Raw genomic sequence first — 21423 nt, forward strand, 5'->3', positions numbered from 1 at the left:
GGGTATGCTGAGCCTTTTGAATGATCCCTTTCCATCCTCTATCTATCTATGTTGATCTATTAGAATAGGATTTCCATCAGGATCTTCAATTGTTAAACTTGCTGGCCCTTCACTTGTTTCATCAGCTTCAGTCAGTAGTTTTACCCCTTTTTCTTTTAGATGTTTTTGAAGGTCCCGTACGTCCGTGAATGAATCGAGGTTTTCAGCATTTTGATTCCATCCAGGATTAAAGGTCAGAATGTTCTTTTCAAACATTCCCTGGAAAAGCCCGATCACGCAGCTTTCGTTCTTCATGATAAGCCAGTTCTGGTCGATGTCTCCCCCTAAATCTTCAAATCCCAGATTCTCGTAAAATGCTTTTGATTTGTGGATGTCCTTTACACTTAAACTCACAGAGAATGCACCTAGTTTCATAGTTCCTCCTCATAATTAGAAAGATTTAACATGAATCAAGTATACACCTTTGACAGGAAGTGTACATAATCGTTCTACAAAAAGGGGCTGTTAAAAAAGTCTCTGAGTCTCTCCGATTTTAACAACATTTTTAGAAAAATCGTGGTTTTGACACAAAATGTTGTGTTGGAGGTGTCTGACACTTTTCTTTTGGACAGTCCCCTTTGTTTCGATATTATCCTTTATAGCTGACTTCGCCGGTTTCAACCAATTCCTTAAGTCCCATGAACATCAAGTTCCAGCCGTGCTCTGTCCCAGCGTGGTATTCGCCAAGAGCCTTTTCGATATCTGCTTCTGTCCAATCCTCTTCATGAGGAACGTTGATGACTTGAGTGAACGTCATCTCACATCCTTTTGGGGTTTCGTTGAACTCAACTGTAATCGTATCTTCTAATTCGCTGAATTGAGGCATCTTAAAAGTGAACACGAGTTTCTTCGGGTGGTCGATTTCAAGGTACTCACCAATCGCACGATAATCTTTTCCTTCCCGATGATCAACAATTTCCCAAGTACCGCCTACTTGAGGTTCATTTCGTGCTACCTTATTCGTTCCTTCCAAAGTAAAAAGCCATTTACGCATCATCTCAGGGGTCAGCCATGCGTCAAAAACCCTTTCAGGTGCTACCTCGAAATGCCGAGTCATTTTCAAAGTGGTGGTTGAAACGTTATTCATAAACACTCTCCTTTAGGTAATCTAGTGTTCTTTCTTTTTGGCTTTCAACAACTCATTCTCCAACATGTCAAAGCGATTGTTCCAATACTTTTCATAAAAACGGAGCCATTCCATTGCTTGAGACAGGGACTCAGTGTTCAAGCGGCATGTGTGTGTCCGTCCCTTCACACTCCTGTCGACTAGATTTGCCCGCTCCAGAACCTTGATGTGCTTGGAGATCCCAGCTAAAGACATATCAAAAGGCTGTGCCAACTCCGAAACTGTCCTTTCTTTCTCTGACATCATGTGAAGCATTTCTCTTCTTGTTGAATCAGCCAGGGCATGAAATATTTCATCTAAAAGATTTTTACTTTGATTAACCATATAGTTAAATATAAACGAATGAAGTCTAATATTCAACTATTTAGTTTAATAAAATTCATTTATATATTCCTTGACATGAATATTCCATTTAGAGTATATTTAATGCATGGAAAAAATATTGAGTGCACTTGCAGAATCTAACCGCTTGAAAATCATCGAACTCTTGCGTGATGAACCTCATACTGTTGGGGAAATCGCCGATCAACTTGGGATTCGTCAGCCTCAAGTTTCCAAACACCTACGTGTGCTCAGTGATGCAGGACTCGTTGAGGTGAATCCGATCGCCAACCGTAGAATTTACAAGCTTCGGCAAGAACCGTTCGTGGATCTTGACGATTGGCTGGATTCTTTCCGAAACGTGTGGAATGAACGATTCGACCAATTGGATGAGTATTTGCAAGAACTGAAGGAAAAGGAACAGGACGAATAAGGAGCATTGCTTTGACACGGCAATGTTTATGAGAGGAGGATCGTAGGTTTTTGACTTGCAATGATATTTTAATTAGGAGGCGTTGAAATGTCTGAAAACAAAGTTAGTAACAGCATCACCACAAGTGTAGAAGGACGAAATCTGATCATTGAAAGAGTATTCGATGCACCAAGGGACCTCGTTTTCAAGGCTTTTTCACAAAAAGAGCATTTGGAAAATTGGTGGGGACCTAAAGGTTGGAACACTACGGTTCATCAGTTTGAATTCAAGCCTGGCGGTGTATGGCACTATTGCATGCGTTGTGAAGACAAAAACCAGGGAGACTTTTACGGCATGGAATCCTGGGGATTATCGGTCTATAAAGAAATCGTCGAGCCTGAAAAAATCGTCTACACCGATGCGTTCTCGGATGCAGAGGGCAATAAAGCAGATGGAATGCCCGAGACCCTCATTACGATGACTTTCCTCGACCATGAGGGAAGGACGAAAGTGATTTCCAAATCTGAATTCGCTACGGAAGAAGCCCTCAAGCAAGTCAAAGATATGGGCGTTGTGGAAGGGGTCACATCCCAATACGAACGATTCGACGAGTACCTTCAACAACTTCAATAGGTATGTAAAAACAACGGGGCTGTCCCAAGTGTCTGAGTCTCTCCGAACTTAATAACATTTTGAGAAAAATCGTGGTTTTGATAAAAAATGTTGTGTTGGAGGTGTCTGACACTTTCCTTAGGAGAGCCCCCGTTGTTTACTTGATCACTCAAAAGATTTAGCAGTTTCGATCAGGTGTTCCTTTGTGATCTCTGTATCTGACTGTTCTTTGTAATAAGATAACGTATAGTTTATATTGCCTTCTTTCCAATTCAGGACCATATTTCCTGCCTCGTTGTCGGCAAATTGTCCTTTGAGTTCACCTATATCAACCGTTTCGTACTCCATATCCGAATCAACTTCTACATCTTTTACAATCTCAAGTCCCAAGAGGTTTCGATCCGCTTCTCCTGAACTCGTAAAGTCGATCATGATGACAGTATCATCTTGCCCCTCACCGAGTTCGATAGAAGGATTCAAGTCTGCCTGACCTTCATCAAATGGAAGTTTCGTAGGGACCCTGGGTTGGAAATCCCTCTCTTCAAGCTCTTCTTTTAACTTCGTATTATCATAATCATATAAACTTCCGCTGCTGTTGCAGCCTGCCAGAATCAATACAAGCATGGAAACCATAGACAACCATTTTTTCAAATTTGTCCCCTCCTTTATTAAATCCAACTCCCCAATATCAGCATAATTCCATAAAGGATCGCAAGGGCTGGAGCAACCACACAAACTCCGATGAACAAAGACTTCAAGATATCTACTATCAGCGGCGGTTGTTTCACCTCGGTTGCTTCTGCTTTTAAACTTTGTAACGACTGATTGATGCTTTTCAATTCCTCGAGTATTTGTTTTTCTGTACTTTTTTCCATGTTTATCCCATTCCTTATGCTGTTTTATATAAAAGAAAGGCTCTTGTATACGGTCCACACAAGAAGTCCGCTTGCTACTGCAATAAACAGCACATTGAAGAAGAGAGCAGTTTTCCTTTTACCATCCAGTAAATCATTAATCAACATATGTATACCTTGAAACACCATTAAGGCGATTAAAAACAAGCTCCCAATATGATCATTGAATGGATCTTCATCAAAATTCATTTGAATGGCTCCGATAATTAACGGTACATAAATAATGGTAAAAACGATATTCAATCTTTTTTTCATGTGATCACCTAATTCTCAGTTGTTTACTTTATGTCGTAAAATAGGGTAAATAATAGATCACCGTAATGATCCCACTTGATCCAAGATAAATGAGTGTTCCGATAATGAAGGGGTTGAAGCTGAGACTGAATGGTTTGATTTCCCCTGCATTCACACCTGTGGTACCTTTAATGGTTGCATTCACCTGGTTGTTGGACATTTTTCCATTGAGCATCCCCATCCACACAACTATGAAAAGAAGCAAGCCGCATAAAAACATCGACTCCATAAAACTCCATCCTACTAATCTAGCAAACAACCAGGATAATCCCGTATTGAACATGATTGTTGCAATGACCAAAAGAAACTTCATCAAACCACCCTTTCCTAAAATACTTGATACAGTTTATACGGGAAAGGGCGGTGAAAAGTTCCATGGAATTTCCAGTTACACTAAAAACCTTCAGCTATCTGAACTTTTCAGGTTCTTCTGCAAATAAATCAATGAATCCACAACTAACATATTTTACTAATCAACTTTGGTTAAGATAAAGAAAGAAAACTGAGCCATAGCTGCACTTATACTGAAGAAAGTATATATACTTTCTTACAGTGTAAAATTAGGGACAGATTGTTTTACAAGGAGATTTTGTATATGATACTTCGATTCGGGTATGTTTCGACCGCACTTCATTTGTGGGAATCGTCCCCTTCAAGGACATTGACTTTTACGAATTGGAAGAAGCTTGATACGAACCAGCGCAAGGAAAAACTTTTTCATGCGACGGCTCAGAATCTGAACAATACGAAACGGGCATTATTCTATAACATTGCTCAGGGCATCCATCTTTACCGGATGTCTTCTTCCCTCGTGCCGCTTGCGACCCATCCTGATGTGAACTGGGATTATATAACACCGTTTCGGGAGCAGTTCCAGGAGATCGGTGAGATTGTCAAAAAACACGCATTGCGCGTGAGCTTCCACCCGAATCAGTTCACCCTGTTCACGAGCGATAAAGTGCATGTGACCCAAAACGCAATTACGGATATGGAGTATCATTATAAAATGCTTGAACTGATGGGATTACATGACCAGGCAACGATGAACATCCATGTCGGCGGTGCTTATGGAAACAAGGAAAAAGCCATCAGCCGCTTTCATGATAATATCGAAAAATTGGACAGGCAGATAAAAAAGCAGGTCACACTTGAAAACGATGATAAAACCTATACAGCACAAGAAACGCTGGCGGTTTGTAAGGAACACGCACTGCCGATGGTCTTCGATTACCACCATCACTGGGCAAACCCCGGAAATGAATCAGTGGAGCAATTGCTTACTGAAATCTACACGACCTGGAAAAACACAGAGCAACAGCCGAAATTTCACCTTTCCTCTCCAAAATCAGAAAAGGAATACCGCTCCCATGCGGATTATGTTGATCTGCAATTTGCCGTACCGTTCATCAAAGATCTCATCGCTTTCGGTGAGGATGCCGATATCATGATTGAAGCCAAATCAAAGGATAAAGCAGCCTTACGTCTAGTCGAAGAGTTAACAGCATTACGTGGGTTCAAACGAATTGACGGTGCTGTAATTCAAGTGTAGCTGTTTCTGTTTCATAAAGAAAAATTGACAAGCCAAGCCCTAGCGTAGGCTGAGGACCTAGAAAGTACATATGAAGGCTCGTTTCCCTAAATTTTATCTTCATCACGCCCTCAGAACACTAATCTGAGGGCGTGTTCAGCCCATTTTCACCTTCATCACGCACTCAGAGCGCTAATCTGAGGGCGTGTTCAACCCATTTTCAGCTCCATCACGCACTCAGAGCGCTAATCTGAGGGCGTGTTCAACCCATTTTCAGCTTCATCACGCACTCGGAGCGCTAATCTGAGGGCGTGTTCAACCCATTTTCAGCTTCATCACGCACTCAGAACACTAATAATTGAAATACCCTGAAGGGCTCTTCAGGGCAAAACCGATTATAGTGATTGCACGAACTCCGAGACGACTTCGTTGAAATTTTCAGGTTCCTCAAGGAAAGGACAATGGCAGCTATCTTCGAATACGATCAGCTGTGAATTCACGATGTGTTTATTCAAATACTCGCCTGCTTCGACCGGAATAAGTTTTTCCGCTCTTCCGAAACAGAGCAGTGTCGGTACTTTTATGTTTTCGAACTGATTCCGGTAGTCAACGACAGTCTGATCAAATAAGATTGCGCTTGCGACAGATTCCGGAAGCTTCGTCGTTTCCTCCAGCATCCAATCATATTCCTTCTGTGGAAGCTCCTCCTTGAACATAAGCGGAATGAACTCGGTTAGAAAACCAACGCGATTATTCTGAACTTCCCGCATTAGATGGATGAGCGTCGGGAAATCGAAGGCACCGCTCGGGAAGTCATCCCATTTGAAGTCAGAAGCCAATTCATCCACAATGACCGTGCCCTTCACATTGTCTTCCCCGAATTGATGCAAATAGTCCCAAACCACGAACGCCCCCATCGACCAGCCGACCAGGACTACATCTTTAAGTCCCATTTTTTCGATAAAAGTGTGCAGATCACGAGCATAATTCGCCACGGTGTGCCCGTGGTGAACCTTCTCTGACTGCCCATGTCCCCGTAAATCCAGTAATATAACACGATGATTTTTCCTAAAATGTTCTGTTTGTTTTTTGAAAAAGCGGCTGCTCATCCAAACCCCATGAATGAAGATGACCGGGGCTCCTTCACCCACATCCTCATAGTACAATTCCACGTGATCTTCAACCTCTAAATACGGCATCCTTTGACCTCCCCCATTTTAACTTCAATCATTCCATTCTATTATTTGATGTCCGACAAATATGCTCTCAAATCAGCATTCCTTTCAGCCAGGGGCGAGGTTGGTAAGGTCCGATCGGTATTTGGATGAGGCTCGATTCGTTCTCAAACCTGTAAATGTCATCTGCACTTGCGACATCGAACCCAAGTAATGGATGACCGCCTAAACCGAGTGCTGAAGAAGCCAACAGCAAACGCTGCATCATCATGCCTGCTTCCATCTGTTGGATTCGGTAACCCCGATAACCGAGGCCTTTTTTATGAGGATCAGAAACTCCGACCAGATGAAAACAAAGCGGGACCTGATAGAGGTTCACATTATGCATGGTCATTGCCGACTGTAGCTGGACACGCATATCTCCTGGTCGGATGAGCCTCAAGGTATGTGAAGAAGGGTCGTATCGATAGGCACCATACGGTACACCCTCCACATTGTAAAAACACCCATAAATCTCAATCCCGCCTTCGGAAGTCTTTGTCGCTTCCTTGAGTAAAACGGCTAACTGCTGCTGTGTTATCTTTTCTAAAGTGAAATCCATTTCTGGAGAGTATCGGTTCAGGCAAGCTTTTGAAAAATCAACATCCGGCAGTTCCGGAGTCGGCAGCCAGATCACCAGTCCCTCCTCTTCCCCATTTTCTTCTCCTCGAACCCAATTGGATGTTTCCGTAGATTCCATCATCGAGGCTTCATTCATTTTGACAAGCATCGTATAATCCAGCACTTTTTCCGATCGGACATAATGTTTGATGTCTAGTTTCGGAAGAGCGGGAAGCGATTCGTCCTGCTTACTGCCATTCCCCTCGTTCGACCATACCCCTTCCGATTCAGCTAACGGAACGATGGCATACACACTCTCTTCCTGTTCATCCAACCCTAGCAAATGATTGACAACACGGTCGAGGAACTGGAAACAGACATGGTGTGAATACCCGAATCGTTTGCTCACCTCGCACAACTGGCCGATCAATGCACCAGCGTCAAGTCCCTGTAATCGGTAAGCGAAATTGTTGTATTTGAAAAAGTTCTTCCAGAACATCGTCGAGATGAACGCCACTCCGAAGAAATCGGACAAATCACAGCGCCCGCCAAGCGCGTGGTTGAAATACTCATCGAAATTCCCTTCCCGCAATAAGACGAGGCGGTGATGGGCAACGTCGTAATGGTAGATGCCCTCTGCCAGGTCTTCAATTTTCAGATAGAGGTACAGTTCATTCGGGTACAGCCCACCGCCTGAAGGTACAAACCTGCGCGAGCGTGCAAGATTCATCGTATCTTCCGAAAATTGAACCAGACCGTAGACGTACCAGAGAAAAGCGCTCATGTTTTCCAATGTCAGCGCCGAATCCAGCTCCTCAAACGAGTGCGGGATGTCCGATGAGAGTGGTATGACTGGCTGATCTTGATACAATTTATAGGGAAGGGGGGCATCATCCCAGTCGATTTCCAAATCCGGCGGTTTAATCCGATCGATGTCGTAGTGGAGATTGTAAAGAAATTCATCCAGGTCCACCCTGTTTCCTCCTTTCACCTATGGGAATGGGTGCGGGTATGGATTGAGTTCTTCACGCGTCAAGGGGCGTTCTCGATAACCGAGCTCCATTGGTATGTTCAACACCCGATCCAGCCCATTGATCCGAATCAAGTTATGACCGAACGTCATCGGCAGCATTCCAGGGATCAGCACTTTTACGCAGTGCAGACCGTTCCTCCTGATTTCGGAACTCGTCTGATCCACAACAATGACCTCCATATCCAACCTTTTGAACGTGTCCAGGATTCCCTTCAGATCCTCCGTCAAATCAAGGTTTCGAGATGGCGGTGGAAAAGCTTCTGAAAAGGTCTGTGTAGGACGGTCCTCATCCATTAAAAACCCAAGCCGCTCTTCCGCTTCCTTCAAGCCATACAACCTGCCATGGTCATCCATGATCCTAACCTCGGAGGGATCTTCGAGCAGTTTTTTGTATTCGCTTTTACCTGCTTCGAAGCTTGTTTCCAAGGAAACGACCATCCCAGCCAGTTCGTAGATCGCGCTTTTCGTTGCTTTTACCGGATCCAGATGGGCTCCAGCCGCGCAAAGGAGGTTCATGCCTTTATCCTTACTGTTTTTGACAAAGGCCCACACAGCAGGAACCCCATGCTCCATCGTCGCGTTATAAAGATGAAAGTCATAGCCACTGATATCGCGCATGCGTTCAATCATATGGATGAGTTCCTTATCCCCAGCAGAAAAAGGATCGATCCGCGGCAGCCTTAACCGACCATACCAGGTCATAAGGAAAGCATCGCGCTCGATGACCTCCATGATCCCGTAGAAAATCGCCTCTTCCAAACTACCGCCTAGTGCACACCCATTCGATGTTTCATATACGAGCCCCTCACCACATCCGACACTGTAGTAGGCAAGAAGTTCGGGGACAAGGACTGGCCGCTCTTGTAAGAATGAATGGCCCCAAACCCAGTTCAATTCACGTGCAGGGTCGAATTTCTTATATGGAAAACCGTGCTCAGCATAGTGTTCATCCTCATGGACACCGAATCGAAGTGGATGAATCGCCTTGTCAGCAAGATTCTCATACGTATCTCTGACGACGGTCCTTTTCGCCCGTGGACCGGTTCCACAGGATCGCTCTAACGCCTCTAACATAGCGGTCTGTTCACTAAGCTCATAAGAATGCGTCCGTCCTGCGGTCCCTTCATTTCCGCTGAAGAGAGGAAGTGTAACGATAACATCGGCAAATGGGGTCACCGTGTCATACATCTTTCCGTTCATCATACCAGACCTGCTCGAAAAATAATCTTTCTCCAAAACTGCCTTCAATTCATCCATTGGACGGCACCGGTAACTGTCTGATGAAACTTTGGGGCTGGATTGGAGTGTGATCAGCGCATCAGATTCCGTATCATCCAGCAGTCTGCTACATACCGGACAGGCGGACTCAGGTAAAATGAACCGCCATGCGCCATCCATTGATTTGAGATTCAAGAGATACAGGTGGTCTGCTGATTGTGGTGACATTCCTTCGAAAAACCTTCTCACTTCGGAATCGATCAGTTGGACCATTTGCAAAATGGCGGTATCAGACAACCAGGCATCCGGTTGGCGTTCTTCTTGTTGAGCGATCCGCTGTTCCTTCAACCCCCACATCTCTTTTTTATCCCGTCCAGCCATCAAAAGACGAGTATCAGCACAGTAAGAACAACCATTTTGATCAGGATGGATGAATGGTCCGATCATCCCCTCACCGAATGTAAAAAAACCTCTCAGCCAGGGGACACGGAGCCGTCTATATACCTCTTCTGCTTGCAGATGATCAGCCGGCACCCACGCATCATGCAAAACAAGTACCAATTCGGTCATTTCTGGAAGGTTTTCATCAACCATATGACGGCGGTTGATTTTATAGCTGCCAGCCAGCTTTTCATAGACTTTGTCAGCAAGTCTTCCAAATCCGACAATGAGTATCGAAGCACTCACAGTAATGGCTCCTCCTTCCTCAAAACGACACCGACGACAACCGCTTGTTCTTTTTTCAATAAAGGTTCCATCGCCAAGTCGAACACCTCGACATATCGGCGGTTGTTTTCTAGGATCTGCAAGGCAGCCTGGAGACTTTTTGCTGTATCGGTGGTCTGGATGTCGATTCCCACCGGCTCCTTCTCTTGTAATCGTACATTCTGAACTTCGATCGCCCTTGTTGATCGCTTACCGGATTTATTCTGATGTTTCGTGACGGCATGATGGAGGGCGTTACGGAGGGCGTCCGTGATCGTAAGCCCCGTGCTCCCATATGCTCGATCCTTGTATTTTACCCATATGACCGGTAGTCCGTTGAATTCTTTTCCAAGACCGATCAGAGGTTCTTTCCCCATTGTTCTCAGTGCTTGCAGGTAGAATTGGCAATGTTTGTCTTGGATCTCCTTCACCATCACCATGGTTGCTGTTATTTTCCGGTTTTCTGTTTGTTTCTGCAGTTCGTCAAGCAGACATTTTTGCAGTCCACGGCTCACTGCTTCAGTGCTGGATTCACCGGCTCCGCTGCAGACTACATCCTGAACATCCAGATTCCTGATCAGTTTTTCACTATATCGCTCCAACCCTACCAGACCAGCCTCTCGCCGTACGTCATGGTGGGTGAGACCACTGCAAACCTCAGCTGGTAAAAGTTCTGCAGGGCCTTCTGAAAGTGGGTCGACGGTTTGAATCCAGCATTGTGAAAGAGGGATTTGGCAAAGATCCCCTTCCTCCCACTTATGAAAAACCCCTGAAACCTCAGAAGTTAGGTGGCTGAATGCTACCAGCAGTTCTGTTGAACCACTTTTTGCTTCAGAAAGTTCACGGACATCAAGTTGCTTGAAGGATTGAGGAACATCCGGTTTCGGCTGAAAGGAATGCCACTTCCCTTCCATCGTAAATAGATTTAAAAGGTAAAACTTTTGTTGGACTGTAGATGTTGTTGCCTCTGTCATTTTCTTGAACAATTCGAACGCACAAATATTTGCGAGCATTGCACCAGAAGTGGAGGAATAGGGTTGATTTGGTTTTTCATCTTCAAAGACGGATGTATGCAAGCTGTTCCAGGCAGCTGTCCAATTCCCGGCTGACCCTGGTTGCATGAGAGGCCCTGCCATGCCAAAGCCCTCTACACACACCGCGGGCATGAACATCGTGTCTTCCTTTCTACAAGCTGACTCGATCGTCTGTAATTCTTCCAATTCCCCCTGTTGGGAAACGTATACGACACAATCAAACGAGTTGACGATTTCACGCCATGAGTGATTACGCTCTGCTGTAGTGATCATACTGATGGCGACATCCGGATCCGATTTCCGCGCTTGGACGACAAGTTCGGATAACCGCATGCGATTCGTCGGCATTGAATCGGTGATCAAGGCGTGGAATTTAGGAAGTCCCGATTCAAGCAGCGCATTAACCGCTGAAAGAAAAATACTGCCAGCACCGACCAACAACACCTTTGACTTCCGAAATTCCTGAAAACGATAGGCACCCGAATTCCCAAAGCTGTTGAGGAACTCGATCTGTGAGGCATACTTTTTACAAATGTTCTCCGGAAGATCATGGGGATTTTCTTCACTAAGATCCCGTAAAAATCCATTCTTGTACAAGGTTTCGGAAATTTCATAAACCCTGTCCCGATATGGACCAGGTAGACCTTCAGTCAAATCTTTCAAAGTGAATTCTCCGCTGTACATCGGGATTAGTTTTTCCACCCATTGTTGGATCGCCTTACCGCCCATCCGGAAAGAACCTGCATTGTTTCGGAAGTAAACACTATCTTTTCCATCGGGCAGAAAGAACGTATCCCTGTTCACTTTCAACCGCATGGAAGGGCTCAATATCATCATGTGCTCCTCCTTAACCGAGAGCTTTTTTCTTCCTTTGATTGTATGTAAGTCATTTTGTCTTTTATGCACGTCGTCCGCTTTTTTCAATGCAGACATTTTAAAAAAAGAACCCCTGATCGTGACTGGGGTCCTTCGGGAACGATTTTCTTCAATAAAAAAATTCGGGTATTCACTTTTAATCGTCTTGTTCTGCTCCTAAACCACCTGGAGAACAAAGACCACACCGTGGTGACGGAGGTGCACATCTTTGCGGACCACATGGGCCGCATGGTGGACCGCCACATTGGCCTCCGCACCGTGGGCCTCCACATTGACCACCACATAGTGGGCCTATGCATAGCGGGATCCCACATTGTGGGCCTCCGCATCGTGGACCTCCACATTGTCCTCCACATTGTGGGCCTCCGCATTGACCTCCGCATCGTGGACCGCCACATTGTCCTCCGCATTGTGGGCCTCCGCATTGACCGCCACATTGTTGACCGCCACATTGACCTCCGCATCGTGGTCCTCCGCATTGACCTCCGCATTGTTGACCGCCACATTGACCTACGATCACACAAAGGCGGGATTGTGCTTCGTATTCCATATGCTGTTCGCTCGGTACGAAGTGATTTGTATAATAATCACCAATATCAAGACCCTGGATACCTTGACGAAACCCATTCACCGGCTTTCCCCCTCGATCCATTTTCGACTTCTATAATATGACTACGCGAGGTGGACAGTTAACTTTCTTATGAAAATAAGAAAGTTATCAGCGAACCAACCCGGTTATGCCTGTCTATACTTGTCTGCCAGACGTAGAATAGGATAATGCCAACAGGGGTTCCTTTATGGATGATATGAAAAAGGAAATGACCCAAAACATCAATTTCACCAATGTTTGGGTCAGCCATTATAGTTTACATGGATTATCCTAAAATCTTAACGGACATCAGGGACGTTATTTATGACAAAATAGGCTGTTTCATAATTTTAGCGGACACCAGAGCCGTTATATGTGAACAAAAGCGATGATTAACTACGATTTTAACGAAATAAGAGATCTGGTGTCCGTTATTTTTACAAATGAACGATTTATTGGAAAATAAGGTCTCCTGTGTCCGTTAGCACTCTTTCCAAAACTGTTCCAATAGGAGTCTTAACATTTTTCCCCTTATTTGCAGTACTAATGGCTCAGCTTCTATCTCCTATGAATCTACGTTTATCTGCACCGTCCGCCGCATGGACCGCCACATCGGCCACCGCATGGACCACCACATCGGCCACCGCATGGACCGAAGCACCGTCCACATGGGCCGAAACATCGACCGCATGGACCGAAGCATCCACCACATGGACCAAAACATGCACCACAAGGCCCTATGAACACGCATAATCGAGATTCTTCTTCATGATCCATATGTTGTTCACTAGGTACAAACTCATTTACATCGAAATCTCCAATATCAAGCCCCTGGAGATCTTGTCGAAATTCCTTCACTGCATTTCCCCCTATCCTTCAGTAATCCATTTGACTTTAAAATGATTACATGATTGAAATCTAAAACTCTCTTCAACACAGTATGAAGAAGGCCTGGTTGTTGTTACAATCCACCTTGTCTCAATTTGCGAGAACGCCGACCTTGGTATAAGGACAATTGAGAATGCATCGATGTCCGTTAAAGAAAACTTGGCAAAGTCAAGCCTCTGGCGTAAGCTGAGGTTTAGTTGCGCTTATATTGAAGAAAGTATTTTATACTTTCTTTAAATGCAAAAAAATAACTTATCCACCTTTCGAATATATGTTAACTTATTAAAGTATAATGTTTACATATTTAGGGGGAATGTTTAATGAGAGATGATAAAATCAGGATGATCATATTGTGTGGAATGTTTGCAGCGATCACTGCTATCCTTGCGCAGATTGAGATTCCATTACCAATTGTACCAATCAGCGGACAGACCTTGGCAGTCGGGTTGACGGCTACAATTTTAGGAAGCAGATATGGTGCGATTGCAATGGTCTGTTACGCGGCAATGGGAGCGATCGGCTTGCCGGTCTTTGCTGAAGCCAAAGGAGGGGCTCAAGTCCTAGTAGGTCCGACTGGTGGATATATTTTCGGATTTATTGCTGCGGCTTACATTACTGGATTCTTTTTGGAACGTACGAAATTCACGATTCCGAAGGCGATGATTGCCAATACAATTGGAATGGTCGTTACCCTTGTGATGGGAACGGTCCAGCTCAAGTTCGTCCTGGATATGTCATGGTCGCAAGCTCTTGCAGTCGGTGTTTATCCGTTCATCGTGGTCGGTCTCATCAAAGCATTCCTTGCAAGCTGGATCGGAATCACCGTGAGAAAACGGTTGATTCAAGCGAATTTGTTAAGAAAACAGGCTGCAGTATAAAATCAAAGTGGAGGCGATTTTCTCGAAAAATCGCTTCATGATTTCTTTACGAAATCTGTTCATTTTTCAGGATCATCTGTTCACTTTTTTGATTAATCAGTTCACTTCCCACACTCACAGTAAAAAACCCCCGGGCTTCGGTATCCCGGAGGTTTAGCTTACATGTATTTTAGTGTTGTACTGCGTTTGCTGCGTTCACGCGTCCGTTTTGGAAGAGGGTTCCTGTGCCTCTTACGTCATCTGCTGTTTCTTCCAGGGCTGTACGGATTTGCTCAGCATTTTTACCTTGAGCGGCAAGCAATCCAGCGACACCTGCCACAACTGGTGATGCCATCGATGTTCCTGAGTAACTTGCATATCCGCCATTCGGAATCGTCGAGTAGATGTCAACGCCAGGTGCTGCGATATCTACCCAGGTTCCGTAGTTGGAGAAGTATGCAATTGTATCATTCTGGTCCGTTGCTGCTACTGCGATGGCATTTTCATAAAAAGCCGGATAGCTTGGCAATGGTGAGCTTGAGTTCCCTGCAGCTGCTATGACAACAGATCCTTGCTCCCATGCGTAGTTAACTGCATCTTCTAACGTTTGAGTGCCTACTGCTCCACCAAGACTCAAGTTGATGACTTGAGCACCTTGATCTGCTGCATAACGGATTCCTTGAGCGACATCATCAAGTGAACCGCTCCCATCTGCATCTAGGACACGGACAGGAAGGATGGAAGCTTCAGGTGCCAAACCTGCAATTCCTTCGCCGTTATCAGTATTGGCAGCCGCAATTCCAGCAACGTGTGTGCCATGTTCATTTTCATCGATCGCGTCATTATCATCATCAACGAAATCATATCCTTCCAAGACTTTCCCGTCCAGATCCGGGTGATTATAATCGACGCCAGTATCAACGACGGCGATTTTAACGGATGGATCACTCAGCGTGACATCCCATGCTGCCTCTGCTCCAATTTTTTGTGGTGCATACTGTAACGAATGATAGGCAGGATCATTCGGCATGTAATTTGCGTGGAGCGTCACGTTCGGTTCAGCATACGAAACCGCATCAACAGCCTCGAATGATTCGATCGCTTCTGACACATTCCCCTCCACTTCTACGACTAAGAATTCGTCGGTCTTTTCAGTAATTTCTCCATTTACCTTGGCTAAAACTTCGTCTGTAATGGATGATGTGATCGACTCTTCAAAATGGACGATTACTTCCTGTGGTGCCGACTGCTCCGTAATCGGTTTGAAGGTCGGTTCCTTTTCACTTGAATCTGATGCTGATGCTGGTGCTGCCATCCCAATGACCAGAGATAGGGATGCAACGAATGTCCCAACACGTTTTAACATAGAATCACTCCCCATATGTATTGACCTAAAAAGTTTCTAGGTGTTAGGAGAGGATTCTACAAGATTCTACAATTCCCTTTAATGCTATCTTGAAATAATGACATTTTACTATATTAAAAGAGAAACGCGCTAATACGTGGTCATGAACACCTAATTTAGCTTTCTGGCAATCCCCAATCATCGTCCCACATAATAGACAGGAATTGCTTTTTCTGAATGAAAAAGGAGAATCAGCTTTGTTCGGAATCCGAAACATTTCTTTTGACTCTATTATTTGATAGGAGTAAGATACACTTATCATTTTACAGACAGGAAAGAGATGAGGGCTTTGTCCAAACCGGTAACGTATATTCTATTACTCTTGTTGATGATGGTCTGGGGATTCAACGTCATAGCCATTAAGTTAGTCGTAGATTACTTCGATCCGATCACGATCACCGCTTTCCGCATTTTGACCGCCGGAATTGTCGTCCTGATCGTTTTGACAGCCAAAAATGAATTCCGCAAAATGACAAGGCAGCAGCTTGTCTATGTCACAATCGGTGCATTGACTGGGATCACAGGTCATCACTACTTCCTCTCGATGGGATTGACGATGACGACAGCCTCAAATACTGGGCTGATCATCGCCCTGGTCCCGTTGATGACCTCTCTCCTGGCGATCGTGTTCCTCGGAGATCGGTTGACACCTTTACGATTGATCGGCATATTCCTCGGACTCATCGGGGTTTCTTTTATCGTATTGAATGGTTCGGGAGAGCTTTCGAGCATATCCCGCGGAGACTTCTATATCTTCCTTTGTGTCATTGCCCAGGCTGTCAGCTTCATTTCTATCAAAAAAGCCACGGAAACAATGAATGCGAGACTGATCACATTCTGGATGCAAATCATCGGATCAGCCTTCTTGTTCCTTATCAGCCTGAAGATGGAACCACAAGGACTGGAAAGCCTTACGACCGGAAAACCATGGATATGGACAGTGTTTGCTGCTTCTGCCATCCTTGCAACAGGACTTGGTCATATGTTCTACAACCGGGCGATCCACGATCTTGGGGCAGGAGAAACAGCGATTTTCATCAATCTGACACCGTTCTTCTCGTTGACCGGGTCTTATCTATTTTTGAATGAAACGATTGTCGCTGCCCAGTTGTTCGGATTCATTTTTATCGTATCCGGCGTTATTTTGGGAACAGGAGCATTGGAAAACAGAAGGCATTATAAAGTGCAGCGGATCCAGAAAAAAGAGAGTGATTTTTCATGAATGACGGAATTGTCACATAATTTTAAAAATTATTATGATTATTAAATAGGAATAAGTGGTACACTAGCATTGAAGGAGTTGATAACAATGCGTAAACGTAAAACATCATTTAAACAATTAGTCATAGAAAATAGAAACAACTTGATCAATAATCCACAAGAGATGGAAAAGATCGAGAAAAAGCTGGAGAAGAAGCAATTGAATAAATCATCCTAATTAAAGAAAACTCGGCAAAGCTAAGGAGCTGATCCATAATGGATCAGCTCCTTTTTTCTTCGTGTCAAAAGGGACGTTCAGGCTTGGTTCGCTTTACACTGTTCGAGAGCAGCATCCCAATTCGGAAAGTAATACAATGCGTTTTTCATTAGCTCTGGGTTGGATTTCTTGACCTGTTTCTTACGAAGCGGTTCTCCTTCCTTTTTTGCTAAATCAGAAATTTGCTGGACAACTTCATCAACGCTCATACTTACTTCCATTTTATTCCTCCCTTATTTTGTTACCTCCCATTCTACCCTATTCTTACTCAAAAATACTTGCTTTTTTCAAGTGATTCTCGGGGACACGGTCGGTTCTGTCACGGTCAATGTCCGGTTGATTGTATCCATTAGCGCCATTGCTCCGATTGGTATGGCAGCTTTATACGTGCCGTGACCGGTGGCTAAATTCGTCATGAGCGGTTTCCCAAGCGGGACCAGAAAATCATTGATCAGATCTTCATACGTCTTGCCGTAGGCTTCTGGACATTCGGTGCATTCACCCATGATGATACCGGCACAATCATTGAATTTTCCTGCAATCATCAAATGTTCAAGGTACCGGTACATCGTATTGATCGGTTCATGGGTGTCTTCAAGGAACAGGATTTTCCCTTTTGTGTCGATCTCAACCGGCGTTCCCAGTGAGCCGACGAATGAAGTCAGATTCCCTCCAACAATCCGCCCAGAAACGATGCCCGGCACTTTCATGGTCAATGGCATTTCAGGAGGGTTCTTGATTTGCCGTACTGGCGCAAAAGTCGATGTCATTTCGTAAAATTGATTGATGTTGTAAGGTGGTGTATCCGGAGCAAAATCTTCTAGCATAAGGCTATGGAATGTGAGCAAATCGCTGACTTGATAAAGGACATTCAATAAGATCGTAATGTCGCTATACCCGGTTAAAATTTTAGGGTTTTGTTTGATGACATTGTAGTCAAGGTATGGGAGAATCCCTGCTACCCCAACTCCTCCTCGCGTGGGTAAAATCAATTTGACCTGCGGATTCCGGAACATGCTCATCAAATCGGCGGCGCGATCCTTTGGAGATCCCGCAAGAAAACCATCATAAGCATAAACATGTTCTCCGACGATCACGTTGAACCCCATACCTTTAAGCGTATTGATATGGGTGTCGATCACCTCTTTCTCTAACGGGCTTCCCAATGTAACTACTCCGATCGTGTCCCCCTTCCGCAGCATCGGCGGTTTCATCACCATACGTTCACCTCCCAACTGATTCGTGCTACCTTTTATCAGTTTATGGCGGGTGCGCCGATACATGCGTTTTAATCGTTTCAGTGCGGTTATAAAGTAAAATAGAAAGGACTGACAGTCATCAGCCCACATTTATAACCTTTTTAGACTTTTGAATAAACCTGATTTTTTAGACCAATTTCCAATTCTCCGTTTACTTGAATACTGTTTTGTATAAAATGAACTTTATCTTTTACTTATCTGTTAAAATATGGGTAGATAAGTGTTATCTGTGGGATTATTTTTTTTATTATTGGTTTTATAATTTATAATTATTGGGTACAGTGGTTTTACACCAGGATTTGAAGGAATAGGAAATCTAATAATAGGTTTATATTTTCTTGGAGGGGGTTGTATTTGGTTTTTGATTACATTTATCATGGGGAAATTTATAAGAACAGAAAGCGGCTGATTATTCCACAAAAATACACGATATTGATGTAGTCCAGTATGAGATTTTTATTTCTTTTTTGTACTGTAAAAAAATAATGCAGCCACAATTAAAAAGCCTAGGATTACGCCCTCTAACAGAAAAATTTAATTTTTAACAAGTATTTTTTATAACCAAGACTCACGTAGTTAACAGACATTCTGTAATGCAAATAATCTTTAGTAAAGTATTAGAACAAATTCTTCTACATCTTCACCACGTGCGTTAGAAAATCCACTGTCTTCACCAGAGATCGTAAAACCACATTTCTCCAGTACCTTGAGTGACCTAATGTTGTCCTTAGAAGCACGAGCATAAAGTGGACGAATTGTAACGTGTTTTAAAAATTCCCTTAAAGCATTGGTAGCGATTCCTTTGCCCCAATATTCTTTTCCTATCCAGTAGCTAACCCCTGGTACGCCGAGCTGCTCGAAACATAGAACATTTCCAGCAACATTATTTTGAACAGTGATCGTTTGCTTGATGATGTCTTTATCCGCCCGAATTTTATTCCAGTGGGTTAAGAAGCTGTTCCAATCCCCCGCGTCCTTACTTGTAAATGCCGCCATATGATTTGCATCCCGATCCTGCTGGTGTTTGAAGAAAACCGGAAGATCATCTTCAATTACGTTTCGAAGCATTATATTGCTCACCAAAATTTCCCCTTTGTAGTTTACTAGTTTTAGTAAACGTATTGCGCCCGTTTTCGGAAGATCGTTAATTAAGAAATAGGCTCTACAGATGTTCTAGATAATCCCCCCGATTGTTGCAGATCATATAATTAGGAAATAATTTTCCCTTAACTTGATGGGCATGGGCTAATAACCTCATCACAATGTCTCCTTTTTCTCATTTAGGAACCAAGTCTCTAGTAGCTCCTGCTCTCTTTCTCGTGATAGCCCCGCTTTTCGTTCTGTATCCTTTCTCGTCCTTTCCCATTGATCCACATCAAAAATAGTATCTTCAAGTGGTCGGAGGGAAAGACCGGCGTTAACCGCTTTTTCTATACTAATGAGAAAAAAAGAGCCTCTACATGGTTCTGATTCTCCTTCTAACGGGAAGTGTTCAGGAATCCATAAAGGCATCTCCGTCCATGGTTGTACTTTATGCTTAAGTATAAATTGTTCTTCTGCCCACACAAATTCGGCATCACTGTTTGTAACAGCTTTACAGTTGTTCAATAGCTCTTCTATAGTCAATTCGTAATCCGGCCCAGTTACATTGAACGTCCCTGCTTTTCTGTTTTCCGCCATATTGAAAACCCACGTTGCTATATCTTTTATGTCAATCAATTGAACGGGCCGATCTGGGCGTCCCGGCACCAATACTTTTCCGCCTTGTGCTACACGCTGAACCCAATACGGGAGCCGATTTGTATAATCAAACGGGCCGACAAGCAGCCCTGCTCTTATATGCAAAACACGCCCTGGCCAACGCTTCTCAGCTTCTTTTTCACACAGTACTTTCAACTCTCCGTAAAACTCATAGGGAGATATTTTCCCCTCCTCAACAGCTTTCAATTTATCAGCTGGTGGCATGGGTTGTAAAAGATAGTCTTCGGTAATATGGGGCGGTATCCAATCTTTATAAGCAGAGATACTTGAGATGTATGTATAATGTTCGATGTTATCCCCGAGTACAGCTCCAATTTTTTTGATTTGATGAGGGGAAAATCCGCATGTATCGATTACAACATCCCATTTTCGATTTTTTAGAATAGATACATCACTGTCTCTATTACCGATAAGCTGCTCCACTTCAGGAAACGCTTCTTTATTAGTACCACGATTAAATAAGGTGATTTCATGGCCTCTTTTCAATGCTTCTTCTACCAAAGCTTTTCCCAGAAAACGAGTGCCTCCCAATATAAGAACCTTCATATTTTTCCTCTATTCACTTTAATAGTCTATAAAAATACCTTTCGTTAAAAATAACGATTTTCCTTTGTAAAAAGTTACGGAGAGTATGAAAATCCAGCTGAAACACAGAGGAAATTCTGCTTTCGTTACTTCACAATAGCGCCCTTTAATTGAATATCAACTCACGACCCTCGATGTTTTTTTACATGGAAACGTGTAGAACAACGTTTACTACAAAACCGTTGTTGACCGTTTTTTGAATGATCCACAAATATTTCTTCACAAGGTACTGAAGCACACTGTTTAAGACGCAACCTTCCCTTATTTACCAATTGCTCCCCCAATGTAAATGCACAAATAGCAATGATCCGGTCGGCAATCGAATCATTATTCCCAATTAATTGGTGATAAACAAACTTAAATTTCCCTTTTCCCATTGGATATAATGTTCTCTGGAAAGAAGATTTTGCTTCAAATTCCACCAAGGACTCAGTCAACCTTTCATCACTTGCTTCATTAATCTGTTTCCGAATTTTATCTCTAAAATTCCGGATAGCTGAAACATCCTCAAGTGTGGGGGGGATATCCAAGAACATCCCATGTTTTTGAATCAGTTCTTGTAATTGGTCTACCGTATTCAACCTTTCAGATACCTTATAGTATGGGTCGTACGTGTTTATAATATCTAACGTCAAATCTAACCATGTTTCGTTGTAATACTCCATTTACCATTGACTCCTTACATGATATATTGTAATATCTTAATTGTAATTTA

General features: G+C 43.6%; 25 protein-coding genes. 6 read left to right on the forward strand and 19 right to left on the reverse strand.

Annotation, left to right across the window (positions count from 1 at the left end):
• Window positions 1-42: 42 nt before the first annotated feature.
• The 3 genes from ACTWQL_RS14490 to ACTWQL_RS14500 all read right to left on the reverse strand — a co-directional run bounded on the left by ACTWQL_RS14490 (window position 43) and on the right by ACTWQL_RS14500 (window position 1489).
• Window positions 43-414 (reverse strand): VOC family protein, encoded by a 372-nt coding sequence (locus tag ACTWQL_RS14490; RefSeq protein WP_443143147.1) that lies wholly within the window; start codon window positions 412-414, stop codon window positions 43-45.
• Between the two features lie 214 nt (window positions 415-628).
• Entirely contained in the window at window positions 629-1126 is a 498-nt protein-coding gene (locus ACTWQL_RS14495) for an SRPBCC family protein (RefSeq protein WP_443143148.1), read from the reverse strand.
• Between the two features lie 21 nt (window positions 1127-1147).
• Window positions 1148-1489, reverse strand: a complete 342-nt coding sequence (locus ACTWQL_RS14500; protein WP_443143149.1) for an ArsR/SmtB family transcription factor — start codon at window positions 1487-1489, stop codon at window positions 1148-1150.
• Between the two features lie 106 nt (window positions 1490-1595).
• On the opposite strand from ACTWQL_RS14500, the gene ACTWQL_RS14505 reads away from it, so the two are divergent.
• Both ACTWQL_RS14505 and ACTWQL_RS14510 read left to right on the forward strand, forming a co-directional pair.
• Window positions 1596-1919: an ArsR/SmtB family transcription factor gene (locus tag ACTWQL_RS14505; protein ID WP_443143150.1), complete on the forward strand. Its 324-nt coding sequence runs from the start codon at window positions 1596-1598 to the stop codon at window positions 1917-1919.
• 87 nt (window positions 1920-2006) lie between these two features.
• On the forward strand, window positions 2007-2531 hold the full coding sequence (locus ACTWQL_RS14510) for an SRPBCC domain-containing protein (RefSeq protein WP_443143151.1): 525 nt from the start codon (window positions 2007-2009) through the stop codon (window positions 2529-2531).
• A gap of 144 nt (window positions 2532-2675) precedes the next feature.
• Here ACTWQL_RS14510 and ACTWQL_RS14515 read toward each other — a convergent pair whose 3' ends face one another.
• The 4 genes from ACTWQL_RS14515 to ACTWQL_RS14530 are packed head-to-tail and all read right to left on the reverse strand — an operon-like array spanning window position 2676 to window position 4031.
• Entirely contained in the window at window positions 2676-3161 is a 486-nt protein-coding gene (locus ACTWQL_RS14515) for a DUF4367 domain-containing protein (RefSeq protein WP_443143152.1), read from the reverse strand.
• A 17-nt stretch (window positions 3162-3178) separates the two neighbouring features.
• Entirely contained in the window at window positions 3179-3385 is a 207-nt protein-coding gene (locus ACTWQL_RS14520; RefSeq protein ID WP_443143153.1) for a hypothetical protein, read from the reverse strand.
• Between the two features lie 24 nt (window positions 3386-3409).
• The gene (locus ACTWQL_RS14525) at window positions 3410-3679 is read right to left on the reverse strand and encodes a hypothetical protein (RefSeq protein ID WP_443143154.1); all 270 of its coding nucleotides are present in this window, start codon (window positions 3677-3679) and stop codon (window positions 3410-3412) included.
• A 28-nt stretch (window positions 3680-3707) separates the two neighbouring features.
• Complete coding sequence (locus tag ACTWQL_RS14530) at window positions 3708-4031, reverse strand: hypothetical protein (RefSeq protein ID WP_443143155.1); 324 nt, start codon at window positions 4029-4031, stop codon at window positions 3708-3710.
• 282 nt (window positions 4032-4313) lie between these two features.
• On the opposite strand from ACTWQL_RS14530, the gene uvsE reads away from it, so the two are divergent.
• The gene (gene uvsE / locus ACTWQL_RS14535) at window positions 4314-5267 is read left to right on the forward strand and encodes a UV DNA damage repair endonuclease UvsE (RefSeq protein WP_443143156.1); all 954 of its coding nucleotides are present in this window, start codon (window positions 4314-4316) and stop codon (window positions 5265-5267) included.
• A 374-nt stretch (window positions 5268-5641) separates the two neighbouring features.
• Here the strand turns inward: uvsE and ACTWQL_RS14540 are convergent, their stop codons facing one another.
• The 6 genes from ACTWQL_RS14540 to ACTWQL_RS14565 all read right to left on the reverse strand — a co-directional run bounded on the left by ACTWQL_RS14540 (window position 5642) and on the right by ACTWQL_RS14565 (window position 13334).
• Complete coding sequence (locus tag ACTWQL_RS14540; RefSeq protein WP_443143157.1) at window positions 5642-6445, reverse strand: alpha/beta fold hydrolase; 804 nt, start codon at window positions 6443-6445, stop codon at window positions 5642-5644.
• 67 nt (window positions 6446-6512) lie between these two features.
• Window positions 6513-7994 carry a SagB family peptide dehydrogenase gene (locus ACTWQL_RS14545; RefSeq protein ID WP_443143158.1) on the reverse strand — a complete coding sequence of 494 codons (1482 nt, stop codon included), beginning with the start codon at window positions 7992-7994 and terminating at the stop codon, window positions 6513-6515.
• An 18-nt stretch (window positions 7995-8012) separates the two neighbouring features.
• On the reverse strand, window positions 8013-9959 hold the full coding sequence (locus ACTWQL_RS14550) for a TOMM precursor leader peptide-binding protein (RefSeq protein ID WP_443143159.1): 1947 nt from the start codon (window positions 9957-9959) through the stop codon (window positions 8013-8015).
• Window positions 9956-11848: a putative thiazole-containing bacteriocin maturation protein gene (locus ACTWQL_RS14555; RefSeq protein WP_443143160.1), complete on the reverse strand. Its 1893-nt coding sequence runs from the start codon at window positions 11846-11848 to the stop codon at window positions 9956-9958. The genes ACTWQL_RS14550 and ACTWQL_RS14555 overlap by 4 nt, the downstream gene beginning before the upstream one ends.
• Window positions 11849-12023: 175 nt before the next feature.
• Entirely contained in the window at window positions 12024-12518 is a 495-nt protein-coding gene (locus ACTWQL_RS14560) for a hypothetical protein (RefSeq protein WP_443143161.1), read from the reverse strand.
• Window positions 12519-13055: 537 nt separating this feature from the next.
• Complete coding sequence (locus ACTWQL_RS14565; RefSeq protein ID WP_443143162.1) at window positions 13056-13334, reverse strand: heterocycloanthracin/sonorensin family bacteriocin; 279 nt, start codon at window positions 13332-13334, stop codon at window positions 13056-13058.
• Between the two features lie 350 nt (window positions 13335-13684).
• Between ACTWQL_RS14565 and ACTWQL_RS14570 the strand changes: the two genes are divergently transcribed.
• Window positions 13685-14242 (forward strand): biotin transporter BioY, encoded by a 558-nt coding sequence (locus tag ACTWQL_RS14570; protein ID WP_443143163.1) that lies wholly within the window; start codon window positions 13685-13687, stop codon window positions 14240-14242.
• A 169-nt stretch (window positions 14243-14411) separates the two neighbouring features.
• Here the strand turns inward: ACTWQL_RS14570 and ACTWQL_RS14575 are convergent, their stop codons facing one another.
• On the reverse strand, window positions 14412-15587 hold the full coding sequence (locus tag ACTWQL_RS14575; RefSeq protein ID WP_443143164.1) for a S8 family peptidase: 1176 nt from the start codon (window positions 15585-15587) through the stop codon (window positions 14412-14414).
• Between the two features lie 328 nt (window positions 15588-15915).
• Between ACTWQL_RS14575 and ACTWQL_RS14580 the strand changes: the two genes are divergently transcribed.
• A complete protein-coding gene (locus tag ACTWQL_RS14580; protein WP_443143165.1) occupies window positions 15916-16848 on the forward strand; it encodes a DMT family transporter in 933 nt (310 codons plus the stop codon).
• Window positions 16849-16935: 87 nt separating this feature from the next.
• A complete protein-coding gene (locus ACTWQL_RS14585) occupies window positions 16936-17064 on the forward strand; it encodes an FbpB family small basic protein (RefSeq protein ID WP_221567902.1) in 129 nt (42 codons plus the stop codon).
• Between the two features lie 77 nt (window positions 17065-17141).
• On the opposite strand, the gene ACTWQL_RS14590 is transcribed toward ACTWQL_RS14585, so the two are convergent.
• From ACTWQL_RS14590 to ACTWQL_RS14610, 5 genes are all read right to left on the reverse strand, one after another.
• The gene (locus ACTWQL_RS14590; RefSeq protein ID WP_443143166.1) at window positions 17142-17324 is read right to left on the reverse strand and encodes a hypothetical protein; all 183 of its coding nucleotides are present in this window, start codon (window positions 17322-17324) and stop codon (window positions 17142-17144) included.
• A 66-nt stretch (window positions 17325-17390) separates the two neighbouring features.
• Window positions 17391-18323, reverse strand: a complete 933-nt coding sequence (locus ACTWQL_RS14595) for a S66 peptidase family protein (RefSeq protein WP_443143167.1) — start codon at window positions 18321-18323, stop codon at window positions 17391-17393.
• A gap of 645 nt (window positions 18324-18968) precedes the next feature.
• A complete protein-coding gene (locus ACTWQL_RS14600) occupies window positions 18969-19430 on the reverse strand; it encodes a GNAT family N-acetyltransferase (protein ID WP_443143309.1) in 462 nt (153 codons plus the stop codon).
• A gap of 189 nt (window positions 19431-19619) precedes the next feature.
• Entirely contained in the window at window positions 19620-20669 is a 1050-nt protein-coding gene (locus ACTWQL_RS14605; RefSeq protein WP_443143168.1) for an SDR family oxidoreductase, read from the reverse strand.
• Window positions 20670-20830: 161 nt separating this feature from the next.
• On the reverse strand, window positions 20831-21373 hold the full coding sequence (locus ACTWQL_RS14610) for a CGNR zinc finger domain-containing protein (RefSeq protein ID WP_443143169.1): 543 nt from the start codon (window positions 21371-21373) through the stop codon (window positions 20831-20833).
• Window positions 21374-21423: the final 50 nt, after the last annotated feature.

Source organism: Pseudalkalibacillus sp. R45 (genome assembly GCF_052246725.1).
In the GTDB taxonomy this organism is placed as follows: Bacteria; Bacillota; Bacilli; order Bacillales; family Fictibacillaceae; genus Pseudalkalibacillus.

Excerpts from the sequence above, each read along its gene's own strand:
- ACTWQL_RS14490 (WP_443143147.1), bottom strand. The coding sequence starts at position 414 with ATGAAACTAGGTGCATTCTCTGTGAGTTTAAGTGTAAAGGACATCCAC.
- ACTWQL_RS14495 (WP_443143148.1), bottom strand. The coding sequence starts at position 1,126 with ATGAATAACGTTTCAACCACCACTTTGAAAATGACTCGGCATTTCGAG.
- ACTWQL_RS14500 (WP_443143149.1), bottom strand. The coding sequence starts at position 1,489 with ATGGTTAATCAAAGTAAAAATCTTTTAGATGAAATATTTCATGCCCTG.
- ACTWQL_RS14505 (WP_443143150.1), top strand. The coding sequence starts at position 1,596 with ATGGAAAAAATATTGAGTGCACTTGCAGAATCTAACCGCTTGAAAATC.
- ACTWQL_RS14510 (WP_443143151.1), top strand. The coding sequence starts at position 2,007 with ATGTCTGAAAACAAAGTTAGTAACAGCATCACCACAAGTGTAGAAGGA.
- ACTWQL_RS14520 (WP_443143153.1), bottom strand. The coding sequence starts at position 3,385 with ATGGAAAAAAGTACAGAAAAACAAATACTCGAGGAATTGAAAAGCATC.
- ACTWQL_RS14525 (WP_443143154.1), bottom strand. The coding sequence starts at position 3,679 with ATGAAAAAAAGATTGAATATCGTTTTTACCATTATTTATGTACCGTTA.
- ACTWQL_RS14530 (WP_443143155.1), bottom strand. The coding sequence starts at position 4,031 with ATGAAGTTTCTTTTGGTCATTGCAACAATCATGTTCAATACGGGATTA.
- uvsE (WP_443143156.1), top strand. The coding sequence starts at position 4,314 with ATGATACTTCGATTCGGGTATGTTTCGACCGCACTTCATTTGTGGGAA.
- ACTWQL_RS14540 (WP_443143157.1), bottom strand. The coding sequence starts at position 6,445 with ATGCCGTATTTAGAGGTTGAAGATCACGTGGAATTGTACTATGAGGAT.
- ACTWQL_RS14555 (WP_443143160.1), bottom strand. The coding sequence starts at position 11,848 with ATGATGATATTGAGCCCTTCCATGCGGTTGAAAGTGAACAGGGATACG.
- ACTWQL_RS14570 (WP_443143163.1), top strand. The coding sequence starts at position 13,685 with ATGAGAGATGATAAAATCAGGATGATCATATTGTGTGGAATGTTTGCA.
- ACTWQL_RS14575 (WP_443143164.1), bottom strand. The coding sequence starts at position 15,587 with ATGTTAAAACGTGTTGGGACATTCGTTGCATCCCTATCTCTGGTCATT.
- ACTWQL_RS14585 (WP_221567902.1), top strand. The coding sequence starts at position 16,936 with ATGCGTAAACGTAAAACATCATTTAAACAATTAGTCATAGAAAATAGA.
- ACTWQL_RS14590 (WP_443143166.1), bottom strand. The coding sequence starts at position 17,324 with ATGGAAGTAAGTATGAGCGTTGATGAAGTTGTCCAGCAAATTTCTGAT.
- ACTWQL_RS14595 (WP_443143167.1), bottom strand. The coding sequence starts at position 18,323 with ATGGTGATGAAACCGCCGATGCTGCGGAAGGGGGACACGATCGGAGTA.
- ACTWQL_RS14600 (WP_443143309.1), bottom strand. The coding sequence starts at position 19,430 with ATGCTTCGAAACGTAATTGAAGATGATCTTCCGGTTTTCTTCAAACAC.
- ACTWQL_RS14605 (WP_443143168.1), bottom strand. The coding sequence starts at position 20,669 with ATGAAGGTTCTTATATTGGGAGGCACTCGTTTTCTGGGAAAAGCTTTG.
- ACTWQL_RS14610 (WP_443143169.1), bottom strand. The coding sequence starts at position 21,373 with ATGGAGTATTACAACGAAACATGGTTAGATTTGACGTTAGATATTATA.